Origin of the sequence: Paraburkholderia sp. RL17-368-BIF-A (assembly GCF_046054045.1) — a bacterium.
Taxonomy (GTDB): Bacteria; Pseudomonadota; Gammaproteobacteria; order Burkholderiales; family Burkholderiaceae; genus Paraburkholderia; species Paraburkholderia graminis.
In genome coordinates this window covers 313,609-327,018 of record NZ_JARESN010000001.1, presented here as the reverse complement: position 1 = coordinate 327,018, position 13,410 = coordinate 313,609, and the positions used below count along the sequence as shown (strand labels likewise).

14 protein-coding genes are annotated in these 13,410 nt (G+C 63.8%); 10 read left to right on the top strand and 4 right to left on the bottom strand.

What is annotated here, in order from left to right; translation table 11 throughout:
- Nucleotides 1-62 precede the first annotated feature (62 nt).
- Both hyi and gcl read right to left on the bottom strand, forming a co-directional pair.
- Nucleotides 63-872, bottom strand: a complete 810-nt coding sequence (hyi, locus tag P0D87_RS01410; protein ID WP_053858003.1) for a hydroxypyruvate isomerase — start codon at nucleotides 870-872, stop codon at nucleotides 63-65.
- A gap of 103 nt (nucleotides 873-975) precedes the next feature.
- Nucleotides 976-2,751, bottom strand: a complete 1,776-nt coding sequence (gene gcl, locus P0D87_RS01405) for a glyoxylate carboligase (protein ID WP_053858004.1) — start codon at nucleotides 2,749-2,751, stop codon at nucleotides 976-978.
- 166 nt (nucleotides 2,752-2,917) lie between these two features.
- Here gcl and P0D87_RS01400 point away from each other — a divergent pair, with 166 nt between their 5' ends.
- The 10 genes from P0D87_RS01400 (at nucleotide 2,918) to P0D87_RS01355 (ending at nucleotide 10,683) form a co-directional block, all read left to right on the top strand.
- Entirely contained in the window at nucleotides 2,918-3,832 is a 915-nt protein-coding gene (locus tag P0D87_RS01400) for a LysR family transcriptional regulator (RefSeq protein WP_006048820.1), read from the top strand.
- A gap of 137 nt (nucleotides 3,833-3,969) precedes the next feature.
- Nucleotides 3,970-4,671, top strand: a complete 702-nt coding sequence (locus tag P0D87_RS01395) for an RNA polymerase sigma factor (protein WP_053858005.1) — start codon at nucleotides 3,970-3,972, stop codon at nucleotides 4,669-4,671.
- Nucleotides 4,661-5,641, top strand: coding sequence for an anti-sigma factor family protein (locus P0D87_RS01390; protein WP_053858006.1), 981 nt, complete (start codon nucleotides 4,661-4,663; stop codon nucleotides 5,639-5,641). The genes P0D87_RS01395 and P0D87_RS01390 overlap by 11 nt, the downstream gene beginning before the upstream one ends.
- A 193-nt stretch (nucleotides 5,642-5,834) precedes the next feature.
- Nucleotides 5,835-6,209: a 30S ribosomal protein S6 gene (gene rpsF, locus P0D87_RS01385; RefSeq protein WP_006048823.1), complete on the top strand. Its 375-nt coding sequence runs from the start codon at nucleotides 5,835-5,837 to the stop codon at nucleotides 6,207-6,209.
- A gap of 53 nt (nucleotides 6,210-6,262) precedes the next feature.
- Nucleotides 6,263-6,562 carry a primosomal replication protein N gene (gene priB, locus P0D87_RS01380; RefSeq protein WP_006048824.1) on the top strand — a complete coding sequence of 100 codons (300 nt, stop codon included), beginning with the start codon at nucleotides 6,263-6,265 and terminating at the stop codon, nucleotides 6,560-6,562.
- Between the two features lie 2 nt (nucleotides 6,563-6,564).
- A complete protein-coding gene (gene rpsR / locus P0D87_RS01375; protein WP_006048825.1) occupies nucleotides 6,565-6,840 on the top strand; it encodes a 30S ribosomal protein S18 in 276 nt (91 codons plus the stop codon).
- Nucleotides 6,841-6,867: 27 nt separating this feature from the next.
- Nucleotides 6,868-7,320 (top strand): 50S ribosomal protein L9, encoded by a 453-nt coding sequence (rplI, locus tag P0D87_RS01370; RefSeq protein WP_006048826.1) that lies wholly within the window; start codon nucleotides 6,868-6,870, stop codon nucleotides 7,318-7,320.
- A 146-nt stretch (nucleotides 7,321-7,466) separates the two neighbouring features.
- The gene (locus P0D87_RS01365; protein ID WP_006048827.1) at nucleotides 7,467-8,852 is read left to right on the top strand and encodes a replicative DNA helicase; all 1,386 of its coding nucleotides are present in this window, start codon (nucleotides 7,467-7,469) and stop codon (nucleotides 8,850-8,852) included.
- Between the two features lie 194 nt (nucleotides 8,853-9,046).
- Nucleotides 9,047-9,673 (top strand): DUF47 domain-containing protein, encoded by a 627-nt coding sequence (locus tag P0D87_RS01360; RefSeq protein WP_006048828.1) that lies wholly within the window; start codon nucleotides 9,047-9,049, stop codon nucleotides 9,671-9,673.
- Nucleotides 9,673-10,683, top strand: coding sequence for an inorganic phosphate transporter (locus P0D87_RS01355; RefSeq protein WP_006048829.1), 1,011 nt, complete (start codon nucleotides 9,673-9,675; stop codon nucleotides 10,681-10,683). Before P0D87_RS01360 ends, P0D87_RS01355 begins: the two co-directional genes overlap by 1 nt.
- Before the next feature lie 219 nt (nucleotides 10,684-10,902).
- On the opposite strand, the gene P0D87_RS01350 is transcribed toward P0D87_RS01355, so the two are convergent.
- Both P0D87_RS01350 and P0D87_RS01345 read right to left on the bottom strand, forming a co-directional pair.
- Entirely contained in the window at nucleotides 10,903-11,709 is an 807-nt protein-coding gene (locus P0D87_RS01350) for an SDR family oxidoreductase (RefSeq protein ID WP_006048830.1), read from the bottom strand.
- A 274-nt stretch (nucleotides 11,710-11,983) separates the two neighbouring features.
- Nucleotides 11,984-13,249, bottom strand: coding sequence for an NlpC/P60 family protein (locus tag P0D87_RS01345; RefSeq protein WP_171799832.1), 1,266 nt, complete (start codon nucleotides 13,247-13,249; stop codon nucleotides 11,984-11,986).
- Nucleotides 13,250-13,410 lie beyond the last annotated feature (161 nt).

The following is a 13,410-nucleotide window of genomic DNA, read 5'->3' as shown; positions in this document are numbered from 1 at the left end:
CGTGCTTCAAAGGCGCGCTGCGCCCGGTTCGAGCAATGCGATGAAGATGAATCGCGCCTGGCTCACGCTGCCGCGTGCGCGGCGCCGCGCGTTTGCCCGGCCACGCTCTGCACCCAGACGAGGCCGGCCGTGGTGGTGGTGCGCGGCTTGTATTCGCAGCCGATCCAGCCGTCGTAGCCGATCGAGTCGAGCAGATCGAACAGGAACGGGTAGTTGATTTCGCCGGTGCCGGGTTCGTTGCGCCCCGGGTTGTCGGCGAGCTGGATGTGCGCGATGTGCGGCAGATTCTTTTTGATCGTGGCCGCGAGTTCGCCTTCCATCCGTTGCATGTGATAGATGTCGTATTGCAGGAACAGGTTGTCCGAGCCGACCGCGCGGATCACGTCAAGACCTTCGCCCGAGCGGTTTAGCGCGAAGCCCGGAATGTCGTACGAGTTGCACGGTTCGACGAGCAGCCGGATGCCCGCTTTCTTCAGTTCGCCGGCCGCAAAACGCAGGTTATCGACGATGGTGGAGCGCGCCTTGTCGGCATCGACGCCCGCGCCGGGAATCCCGACGAGGCAGTTCAGTTGCGGCACCTTCAGCGCGCTCGCATATTCGATCGCGCGGCCCACGCCTTCCTGGAATTCGCTCACGCGATCGGGCAGGCACGCAATGCCGCGCTCGCCGGCTTCCCAGTTGCCCGCAGGCAGGTTGTGCAGCACGAGCTTGAGCCGGTTCTGCTGAAGACGCTCGCTCAGCTCGGCGATCGCATACGGATACGGAAACAGGAATTCGACGGCGTGAAAGCCCGCGTCCGCCGCCGCCGCAAAGCGGTCGAGGAACGGCACTTCGTTGAAAAGCATCGTGAGATTCGCTGCGAATTTCGGCATGGTGCGTAGGTCTCGCTGGTCGGTCAGTGGAGTGGATCGTCATGCAGGCGCAACGCGGCCGCGCATCGCGCCCGCATGATCGAACCGGTGATGTCTTGCGATGTCAGTCGGCGATGCTGATCGCGGTGGGCGCGTCCTCGCGCGTCGTGGCCAGTTCCTCGAACTCGTTGATCGCGTCGATTTCGGCGCCCATCGAAATATTGGTCACGCGTTCGAGAATCACTTCGACGATGACCGGCACGTTGAACTCGGAGAGCATCGACTGCGCTTTTTGCAGCGCCGGCTTGAGTTCTTCCGGCTTGAACACGCGAATCGCCTTGCAGCCGAGACCTTCGGCCACCGCGACGTGATCCACGCCGTAGCCGTTCATTTCCGGCGAGTTGATGTTCTCGAAGCCGAGCTGCACGCAGAAGTCCATGTCGAACGCGCGCTGGGCCTGGCGGATCAGGCCGAGGTACGAGTTGTTCACGACCACATGCACGTACGGCAGCTTGAACTGCGCGCCGGCCGCGAGTTCTTCGATCATGAACTGGAAGTCGTAGTCGCCGGAGAGCGCGACGATCGGCCGTTGCGGATCGGCTGCGCGCACGCCGAGGGCAGCCGGAATCGTCCAGCCGAGCGGGCCCGCCTGGCCGCAGTTGATCCAGTTGCGCGCCTTGTAGACGTGCAGGAATTGTGCGCCGGCGATCTGCGAGAGACCGATCGTGCTCACGTAGCAGGTGTCCCGGCCGAACACCTGGTTCATCTCTTCGTAGACGCGCTGCGGCTTCATCGGCACGTTGTCGAAGTGCGTCTTGCGATGCATGGTCTGCTTACGCTGCTGGCAATCGGCGACCCACGCGCTGCGGTCCTTCAGCTTGCCCGCGGCTTTCCATTCGCTGGCCACTTCGACGAACAGTTCGAGCGCCGCTTTCGCATCCGACACGATGCCGAGGTCCGGACCGAACACGCGGCCGATTTGCGTCGGCTCGATATCGACGTGCACGAACTTGCGGCCCTTCGTGTAGACCTCGATGCTGCCCGTGTGACGGTTCGCCCAGCGGTTGCCGATGCCAAGCACGAAGTCGGACGCGAGCATCGTCGCGTTGCCGTAGCGGTGCGAGGTTTGCAGACCAACCATGCCGGCCATCAGCGGATGGTCGTCGGGAATCGCGCCCCACGACATCAGCGTCGGGATCACCGGCACGCCGACGGTTTCCGCGAACTTGACGAGCAGGTCCTCGGCGGCTGCGTTCAGCACGCCGCCGCCGGAGACGATCAGCGGCTTCTCGGAATCGTTGAGCAGCCTGAGCGCGGCCTCGATCTGCTTGCGCGTCGCCTTCGGCTTGTAGACCGGCAGCGGTTCGTAGGTGTCGATATCGAATTCGATTTCGGCGAGCTGCACGTCGATCGGCAGATCGACCAGCACCGGACCGGGGCGGCCCGAGCGCATCAGATGGAACGCCTGCTGGAACACGCGCGGCACGAGCGCCGGCTCGCGCACCGTCACCGCCCACTTGGTGACGGGCTTGGCGATCGACTCGATGTCGACGGCCTGGAAGTCTTCCTTGTAGAGACGCGCGCGCGGCGCCTGGCCCGTGATGGCCAGAATAGGAATCGAGTCGGCCTGGGCGGAGTAGAGACCGGTGATCATGTCGGTGCCGGCGGGACCGGACGTGCCGATACACACGCCGATGTTGCCGGGCTGCGCCCGCGTATAGCCTTCGGCCATGTGCGACGCGCCCTCCACGTGACGCGCGAGCACGTGGCTGATGTTGCCGGCCTTGCGCATCGCCGAGTAGAACGGGTTGATGGCGGCGCCCGGCACGCCGAACGCGGTGTCGATACCTTCTTTTTCGAGCACCAGCACGGCGGCGTCGACGGCTCTCATCTTGGCCATGAATATCTCCTGAATGTCTTGGGAATTGGCGATTAAGGCTGTTGAACGCACTTTAGGCTCGACCTAAAGGTTTGATAAGATCAGTCCGCGTCGCTTATTTCGAAACAAAAAGTATGGAATGCCGGAGGGCGGGGCGACGCGGGCAAAAAAGCGTGAGGAGACAGACATGGACCGCTTCAAGCAGATCGAAACGTTTGTGCGTGTCGCGGACGCAGGCAGCCTCGCGGCCGCCGCGCTGGAAGAGGGCGTGTCGCCGGTGATTCTCGGGCGGCGCATCGACGCGCTCGAAAAGCGCCTCGGCGTGAAGCTGATGTACCGCTCGACGCGGCGGCTCGTCGTCAGCGAAGACGGCGCCGCGTTTCTCGAGCGCTGCCGCGGTCTTCTGACCGAGTGGGATCAGGCGGAAAACGAACTGAGCGCGGGGCGGCGGGCGGTGAACGGCCACCTGATCGTGTCGGCGCCGGCCGCGTTCGGCCGCAAGCACGTGGCGCCGCTCGCGCCCGCGTTTGTCGCGGACAAGCCGGAATTGCAGGTGTCGTTCAACCTGACCGACCGTGTGGTGGACCTGGTGCGCGAGGGTTACGACCTGTCGATCCGCATCGGCGGCGCGGTCGACCCGAACTTCGTCGCGGTGAAACTGGCGTCGAACCGGCGCGTGGTCTGCGGCACGCCCGAGTATTTCCGCCAGCACGGCAAGCCGAAAACGCTCGAAGATCTGCCGCGCCACAACTGCCTCGCGTTCAATCTGCAAGGCGGGCAGAACCGCGGCTGGTATTTCCGCCGCAACGGCAAGCTCGTCACGGTGCGCGTGGGCGGCACGCTCGACTGCAACGACGGCGAACTGCTGCACCGCTGGGTGTCCGAAGGACTCGGCCTCGGCTGGCGTTCCACGTGGGAAATCCAGCAGCAGCTCGCGCGCGGCGAACTCGAAACGGTGCTCGACGAATTCGCGCTGCCCGACTACGACATCCTCGCGGTCTACCCGCAACAGCGCTACGTGCCGGCCAAGGTGCGCTATTTCATCGATTATCTGAAGGAGATTTACGCGAGCGACGATTACTGGAACCGGCCCGCGTATTAGCGCTATTTCAGGTTCTGCCGCGGTTTTTTGTCAGCGGCGCGCCGCGGCGGGAATAAACTCGGCGCATGGCCGGTTATGCGATGTGAAGCTTGACGACGAACCGCACCGTATAGCCGCACATGCCCTGGAGGGCCGAGGTGGTCCAGATCGATTCAGACGCCGATTCAGACGCTGACCGCGCGAACGGCGAGACCGATGCCGCGCGCAGCCGCCGTTTCCAGCAGCTCGCGCTGCCGCATCTGGACGCCGCGTACAACCTCGCGCGCTGGCTGTGCGGCAATCCGAACGATGCCGACGACGTCGTGCAGGAAGCCTTCATGCGCGCGTTCCGCTTTTTCGACACGTTTCGCGGCGATTCGGCGCGGCCGTGGCTGCTCGCGATCGTGCGCCGTACCTGGTACACCGAGTGGCGGCGGCGCGCGTCGTCGCATGAAACAGTGGAGTTCGACGACACGATGGACGACGCCACCTTCGAGGGGTGGAGCGCGGGCGGCGCCGATCCACAGGCGCTCCTGATCCGCGACGAGGACGCGAAGCGCGTGCACGAGGCGCTCGCGCTGCTGCCCGTCGAGTATCGCGAGGTGCTGATTTTGCGCGAACTGGAAGAGATGGGTTATCGCGAGATCGCTCAGGTCGCCGATGTGCCGATCGGCACGGTGATGTCGCGGCTGGCACGCGGGCGGCGCAAGCTCGCGGCGCTCCTCGGCGAACCGCGCGACGGGGCCGGCGCGCCGAGCGCGTCGGTGACCCCGCTTCGGGCCGTGGCCAACGGCAGATCGCTCAACAACCGCGGCGGCGCGTCCGCCGGCAACGCTCAGGAGACGCCAGATGGACTGTAACGAAGCGCGGCCGCTCCTCGATGCGAACGCCGATCGCGAATTGCCCGCGCCGGACGCACGGCGCGTCCAGCAGCATATCGAGAGCTGCGAGGCTTGCCGGCGCGAAAGCGAGAACCTCCGGACGATGAGCCACGCGCTGCGCACGGCGCCTTATCATCGCGCGCCGCAGTCGTTGCGCTCGCGCATTCTGGCGGGCTTGCCGGAGACGCAAAGCGCGGCGGAAGACGCTGGAGCGCGGGGTGCGGGCGCTGAGGCGGAGCAGGCGGGGCGCGCGCCGGCGCCGCAGCCGTTGGGCGGCGAGCGGCCGCGCAGGCTAGGCGATGGTTTGCGCGATCGGATCGACAGATGGTTCGGCGGGCGTTCCGCCGAGGGTGGACATGGCGCATGGGGCGCGGCGAGCCGCCCGGCGACGCCTCGTGGCGTGGCAGCGCCGTTCGCGTCCGGCTGGCTCCTGCCGCTCGTCGTCGCCTTCGGCGCGCTGGCCGTCACAGTGACGCTCAACCTGCGCCGTCCCGCGGACTTCGCGCCATTCGCCGACGAACTCGTGGCGAGCCACGTGCGCGCTCAGGTGTCGGGTCGCGACATCGACGTGATTTCGACGGACCGGCATACCGTCAAGCCCTGGTTCAACGGCCGGCTGGATTATTCGCCGCCGGTCGAGGATCTCGCGGCGAGCGGGTTCGCGCTGGAAGGCGGGCGGCTCGATTACCTCGCGCATCGACGGGTCGCCGTGCTGGTCTACCGTTACCGCAAGCACGTGATCGACGTCTACGTGTTCCCGCAGACGGGCGGCACGGACGGCGGCGCGCCGGCCACGCTTACCCGCGAAGGCTATTCGCTCGCTCATTGGGACGCCGAGGGCATGACCTGGTGGGCGATCACGGACGCCGCGCCCGACGCGCTGAGCGGTCTCGAAACGGCGTTGAAGGCGCGCTTGGCGGCCGGCAGCGCGCGCACCGAGAGCGGTTGAGCCGGCGCGGCAAGCCGGCGCCCGCACCGGGGCGCGTTCGCTAAATGCCTGAAAACACGCCCGAACCGCGTGCTGGCGCGGTTCGATGCCTTGCAACCCGGCCCCAATCGGGCTACAATCTTCGGCTTCTCACTTGCCACACCGGTTCGACGCCCGGGTGGCTTCTATCCATAAGTCAGCACAAGGAGTGTGTATGCGTCATTATGAAATCGTCTTTATCGTGCATCCCGATCAGAGCGAGCAGGTGCCCGCCATGATCGAGCGTTACAAGAGCACGATCACCTCGCACGGTGGCCAGATCCACCGTATCGAAGACTGGGGCCGTCGCCAACTGGCCTACATGATCGAGAAACTCGCGAAGGCTCACTACGTCTGCATGAACATCGAATGCGACCAGACCACGCTCGACGAGCTGGAACACGCGTTCAAGTTCAACGACGCAGTTCTGCGTCACCTCATCGTCAAGATGAAGAAGGCCGAAACCGGCCCGTCGCCGATGATGAAGGAAGTGCAGCGCGAAGAAGCCAAGAAGTCGGCTGCTACGCAACCGTCCGAAGCGCAGGCTTAAGACACCCAATTTAAGCTACCAGAGCACAGCGCGCCGCTCTTGCCAAAGGCTACATGAACCGGCTGCAACTTACGGCCAGCGTCGTCGAACGCGAACCGGTGCGGTACACACCCGCCGGCGTTCCGATTGCAGGCTGCACGTTGCAGCACCGCACGGAAGTCGTCGAAGCCGGGATTGCCCGGCAAGTCGAACTGACCATGCAGGCAGTAGCCGCAGGCGAGGCGAGCGGTAAGCTGGAAAGCTGTCCGATGGGCGTCGAAACGCTCTTCACAGGCTTCCTGGCTAAAAAGCACCGCAACGCGAGAACTCTGGTATTTCACATCACAGCATTGCAGGACATTGGAAAGGACTGAACATGCCCCGCCCGACTGGTAAGAAATTCGACAAGCGTCGTCAGCAACAAAATCCGCTCTTCAAGCGCAAGAAGTTCTGCCGTTTCACGGCCGCTGGCGTCGAGTACATCGACTACAAGGACATCGAAACGCTGAAGGACTTCATCGGCGAAAACGGCAAGATCACGCCGGCGCGTCTCACGGGTACGAAGTCGCACTATCAACGCCAGCTGGATACGGCAATCAAGCGCGCGCGTTTCCTCGCGCTCGTGCCGTACACCGACCAGCACAAGGCCTAACCCGACGACGCGATAAGGAGCATCCGAATGCAAATCATTCTTCTGGAAAAAGTCGTCAATCTGGGCAACCTGGGCGACATCGTGAAGGTCAAGGACGGTTACGCACGTAACTTCCTGATCCCGAACAAGCAGGCTCGCCGTGCAACGAAAGAAGCGCTGGCTGAATTCGAAGTCCGCCGCGCCGAACTCGAAAAGATCGCCGCTGAAAAGCTGGCTGCTGCTCAAGCTCAAGGCGAAAAGCTGGCTGGCTCGACGGTTCAGATCGGCCAGAAGGCCGGCGTCGACGGCCGTCTGTTCGGCTCGGTGACGAACGCTGACATCGCTGAAGCGCTGGGCAAGCAAGGCTTCGCAGTGGAAAAGGCGCAAGTGCGTCTGCCGGAAGGCCCGCTGAAGCTGGTGGGCGACCACCCGATCCAGGTTTCGCTGCACACCGACGTGGTTGTGGACGTGACGGTGTCGGTTCTTGGCGAGCACGTTTAAACCGGCTGCGTCGAGCATCCGATAGTATCGGCCAGGAAGTTGCTGGCTAAAGGCAGGGGCCGGGCAACCGGCCCCTGTTTTTTTGTGCGCGTCAAATTGATTTCCTGCTGGCCGCGGTCGCCTCATTTCCACGATAATCCCTCTCCATGAACGCACCGTCCAAAGATCCCCAACTCGAGTCGCTGAAAGTCCCGCCGCATTCGATCGAGGCCGAGCAATCGGTGCTGGGCGGCTTGCTGCTGGATAACGCCGCGTGGGACCGCATCGCCGACTTTCTGTCGCAAAGCGATTTCTACCGCTACGACCACCGCATCATCTTCGAGCACATCGGCAAGCTGATCGCGGCCACGCGTCCGGCCGACGTGATTACCGTGTACGAAGCGCTCGGCACCTCGGGCAAGGCGGAAGAGGTCGGCGGGCTTGCCTATCTGAATGCGCTTGCGCAAAACACGCCGAGCGCGGCGAATATCCGGCGCTACGCCGAGATCGTGCGCGATCGCGCGGTGCTGCGCCGGCTCGTTTCGGTTGCCGATGAAATCTCGGCAGACGCCTTCAATCCGCAAGGCAAGGAAGTCCGGCAACTGCTGGACGAAGCGGAGTCGAAGGTGTTCTCGATCGCCGAAGACGGCGCGCGCGGCACTCAGGGCTTTCTCGAAATCGGGCCGCTGCTCACCGAAGTGGTGGAGCGCATCGATACGCTTTACCACACGGCCAATCCGAGCGATGTGACGGGCACGCCGACGGGCTTCGTCGACCTTGACCGCATGACGTCGGGCATGCACGGCGGCGAGCTGATCATCGTCGCAGGGCGTCCGTCGATGGGTAAGACAGCGTTTTCGATGAATATCGGCGAATACGTCGCGGTCGAATACGGCTTGCCGGTCGCCGTGTTCTCGATGGAAATGCCAGGCTCCCAGCTCACCATGCGTATGCTCGGCTCGGTCGGCCGGCTCGACCAGCACCGCATGCGAACCGGCCGCCTGACCGACGAGGACTGGCCGAAGCTCACGCACGCCGTGCAGAAAATGAGCGAGGCGCAGATTTTCATCGACGAAACCGGCGGTCTGAATCCGATGGAACTGCGCTCGCGCGCGCGGCGGCTTTCACGCCAGTGCGGCAAGCTAGGGCTCATCATCATCGACTATTTGCAGCTGATGAGCGGGTCGTCGTCCGGCGAAAACCGCGCGACCGAAATCTCGGAGATTTCGCGTTCGCTCAAGAGTCTCGCGAAAGAACTCGACGTACCGGTAATTGCTTTGTCCCAGCTCAATCGCGGCCTCGAACAGCGTCCGAACAAGCGGCCGATCATGTCCGACTTGCGCGAATCGGGCGCTATCGAACAGGACGCCGACGTGATCCTCTTCATTTACCGCGACGAAGTGTATAACCCGGACAGTCCGGATAAAGGCACGGCGGAAATCATTATCGGCAAGCAGCGGAATGGTCCGATCGGGCCGGTTCGGCTCACGTTCCACGGCCAATTCACGAAGTTCGACAACTTTGCCGGCGCGCAGAATTTTTACGGCGAGTAGCGTGGTGAGTAGCACGGCAAATAAAGCGGCGAGCAGCCGCGAATCGATGACGTAGCACGAAAGCCGCGACCAAAAGCAGCGCCGAAGCAATGGCGCTGTTGTAACCGCGCTTTGCAAAGTGCGACATCGATCCTGCAACGGTACAATATGGCGGTTTTATGTCAGCCATTATGTGACCAATTTTCGGGATCCCAATGTTCGGTCGATTCATGCCCACCGAGGGCAAGTTTTTTGATATTTTCAACGCGCATGCAGAGTGCATCGTCTCGGCGAGCCGCGAACTCGAACTGCTGATCGACAATCTGCAGGACGCGGAAACCCACAAGCAAAACGTGCAAAAGGCCGAAAAGGCTGCCGACAAGCTCACGCACGAAACCATCGACCTGCTGCACAAGACGTTCATCACGCCGCTCGACCGCGACGAAATCCACAAGCTCATCACCACGATGGACGACATCCTCGATCTGATGGAGGACGTCGCCACCGCCATTTCCCTTTACGACGTGCAGTCGGTCACGTCCGAGGCGAGCCAGCTCGCGCACATCTGCACGGCGACGTCCGAGCGCGTGCAGTTCGCGGTGAGACTGTTGTCGGACATGAAGCAGGCAAGCCAGATTCTGAAGGCGTGCGAGGAAATCGACCGGCTCGAATCCGAAGCGGACCGCGTGCTGCGCGCGGCCATGTCGAAACTCTTTCGCGAAGAGGACAACGTCAAGACGCTTATCAAGCTGAAGGCGATTTACGAATTGCTCGAAACGATCACCGACAAGTGTGAAGACGTAGCGAACATCATTGAAGGCATCGTGCTGGAAAACGCATAATGCAATCGATACAACTCGCTATCTGGGTGGTCGCCGCCCTGGTCGCCGTCGCGCTGATTTTCGACTTCATGAACGGCTTTCACGACGCGGCGAATTCGATCGCCACCGTCGTGTCGACCGGCGTGCTGAAGCCGCAGCAGGCGGTCGCGTTCGCCGCGGCGTTCAACGTCATCGCGTATTTCGTGTTCCACCTGAAAGTCGCCGCGACGGTCGGCAAGGGCACGATCGACCCGGCCATCGTCGATCACTACGTGATTTTCGGCGCGCTCGTCGGCGCCATCGGGTGGAACGTCATCACGTGGCACTACGGCATTCCGTCGAGTTCGTCGCACGCGCTGATCGGCGGGCTCGTGGGCTCGGCGCTCGCCAAGTCCGGCTGGGGCTCGCTGAATTTCGACGGGCTCATGAAGACCGTGACGTTTATTCTCGTGTCACCGCTGCTCGGCTTCGTGCTCGGCTCGTTCTTCATGCTGGCCGTGTCGTGGATCTATTTCCGCACGCCGCCAAGCAAGGTCGACCGGCGCTTCCGCCGGCTGCAACTGGTGTCCGCCGGTTTGTACAGTCTTGGGCACGGCGGCAATGACGCGCAAAAAACCATCGGCATTATCTGGATGCTGCTGATTGCGACCGGCTATGCGTCGTCGCTCGCCGATGCGCCGCCGTTGTGGGTGATCGGCGGCTGCTATCTGTCGATGGGCGTAGGAACGTTGTTCGGCGGCTGGCGAATCGTCCGAACCATGGGGCAGAAGATTACGAAGCTGAAGCCGGTTGGCGGTTTTTGCGCGGAATCGGGCGGGGCGATTACGCTGTTCACCGCCTCGTGGCTCGGTATTCCGGTGTCCACGACGCATACGATCACCGGCGCGATCGTCGGCGTCGGAGCGACGCAGAAGCTGAGCGCGGTGCGCTGGGGCGTGGCCGGCAACATCGTGTGGGCCTGGATTCTGACGATCCCGGCTTCGGCGGCGCTCGCCGCCGTCGCATGGTGGCTCGGCCACCATTTCCTGTAAGTTTCACGGCCTGCCGGCGGGGGACGCTGTGGTCGTCCGCCCGGTAGGCGTAACACAGCGTGGCAGCGGTGCAGGTCAACGGCTCTACCGCCGCGGGCGGATGAACGGGCCAAGCCCAACGCCTAGGCTCAACGGCCAAGCTCAACGGCCAAGCTCAACGGCCAAGCTCAACGGCCAAGCTCAACGGCCAAGCTCAACGGCCAGGCTCAACGCCTCACCTCATATCAACGGCGCGCTCGCACCATCCATCGGCACGATCGCGCCCGTCACATAACTCGCGCGGCGGCTCGCCAGAAATAGCGCGACGTCCGCGATTTCCTCCGGTTTTGCATAGCGCCCGAGCGGCACCTTCGCCTGTCCGCGCGCCAGCGCTTCCGCGCTCCCGATGCCTTGCTGCGTCGCTTCCAACTGGACTGCTTCCTCGACGCGCTCGGTCAGCGTCGCGCCCGGATTGATCGCGTTGATCCGGATGCCGTAACGCGCGTAGTAGTGGGCGAGGCCGACCGTGGCGAGCATCAGCGCGGCATTCGCGGCGCCGCCGGCAATATGGATGTCGCTCGCGATCTTGCCGCCCATGCCGATGATATTCACGATCGTCCCCGGGTCGCCGCCATCGCCTCTTTTCGCGCGCTCCGCCATGCGGCGCAGCACTTCCTGCTGCGGGTAGATGTACGGGAAATACTTGGCTTCCATCGTGGCGCGAAACGCGTCGGCATCGAGCGTTTCGGGGTCGTAGCGGCGCGCCGCGCCGGCGCTGTTGACCAGCACATCGATCGGGCCGACGGCGGTAGTCACTTCCTCGACGATGTCCGCGGCGCTGTGCGGTTCGTGCAGATCGGCGCGCGTGCGATGCACGTGCAAGCCTTCCTGTTTCAGCTGCTCGTAGGCGCGCGCCAGGTTGGCGGGATCGCGCGAAACGATCGCGACCTTCGCACCTTCGATCGCGAACGCGCGGGCACACGCAAAGCCAATGCCCTTGCTGCCACCCGTAATCAAGACCACTTTTTCTTTCAGCCCGAGATCCATTGTCGTCACCCGCTTCGGAAGAATACCGATGACGATAGCAGATCGGCGGCGTCCGCGTGCTGACCGAGCCAGGCTGCGCGCGGTGTTTCTGGACGTGCCGATCGGACAAATTCGATTCATCGCTGGGACATTGTGTGCGCGTTGAGTTCGCGTATTTATCAGCATTGCGAAGCAGATTGACCGCACTGCAGATGGCGGATGCTTTGTGCTCCAGGCAACTAACCAGCATGTATAAGGGCGCGCGCGTTGGCGCGTGCTGGGGTCGCCGCTTTCGCTAGAACTTGCCGTTGGCGAAACGGGCGATCGGGTCGTCGTTGGTCTGCGAAGGAGCGGGTGTGGGTCGCGAGGCCGTCGAGGCGCGCATGATTTGCACGGCGCCGTCATCCGCCTGTGCTTCACCTGCGCGCTGGGCTTGCCCCGTTTGTTCAGTCTGCTGTGCGAGGCGCGCCTGGCGGGCGGCGATCGAAGCCGGTGGCGGCGGTTCGAAAGCGTCGGCGGCTGCATCGATGGCGTCCGGTGTAGCGGCGTTTGCCGTCTGCGGCATCGCGCGCGCTGTGGCTGTCGATTGCGCTTGAACGGGCGTTCCACTGCTGCCGCTGTCGCTGCCATAGCCGCTTGCCCGCGTCGACGCGACCGGCGTCGGCGAGACGGCGCCGGCCGCGCGGGCCTGCAATTGCGCTGCGGTCATCGCGGGCGGCGGCGGCTCGAACGGATCGGCTTGCGGCGCGCGGGTCGCTGCCGTTGAGACCGTCGAGAGCGCGGCCGAATCGCCAGTCGCGTTCGATGTCACTCGCGGTTGTCCGGTAACCCGAGCCGTGGTGGTTTGCGAAAGTCCAGCATCGGCGGCGTAGTCCGAACCCGTCTTCGCCGTCACAGATGGCGTATTCGCGGCGCCCGCGCGGGCACCGCCTTGATCACTGCCGTAGCCAGTCGCAGCGGAGCGCTCCGGCTGCGGCGCCGCAGCCTGATAGCTCGGCGCGTCGAACGGCGCCGGCTTGGCGGCCGGGCCGGCCATACGGCGGATGCCGTCGAAGCGCTTTGCCCAGTACGGATTGGTCAGGTAGTCGAGCCGCACGGTGCCGCCCGTCGACGGCGCATTCACGAAGCGCAGCTTGCCCACGTAGATGCCCACATGCGAGTGCGGGCGCCCAGTCGTGTTGAAGAAGATCAGATCGCCCGGCGCTATCTCGTCGGGTTCGACCGATTCGCCGCGTCCGCTCATATCCGCGGTCGTGCGCGGCAAATTCACCGAAGCCGCGCGCGCGACCACGTAGCGAACCAGGCCGCTGCAATCGAAGCCGCTATCGGGCGTGTTGCCGCCCCAGCGGTAGGGCACGCCGACGAGGCTCATCGCCTGAATGGAAATCTCCTCGCGGCCGATGCTGTGGTCCACGAAGTTCGGAAAGCCCGGCGGCGGCGGCCGATACGCCCCGTTTGCGACGACGACGGAGCTTCCCGCGCGCGACGACGTCTTCTGCGGCGCGCCGGCACACGCGGCGAGCAGCACGACGGTCAGTAGCGAGAGGGCGAGTCGGCGCATGAAAGGGAAGGCGGTAAACGCTCGTTTAAAGGCGGACGATGTTCGGATGGTAGCCGGTGAAACGCGCAACCGGCAAGAATTCTTGACAAATTACTTGAAGTTCACGCGCTAAGTGTTGCCTGCCAAAGACGCCGCGGCCATAAAAAAACCGCGCCCCGGCA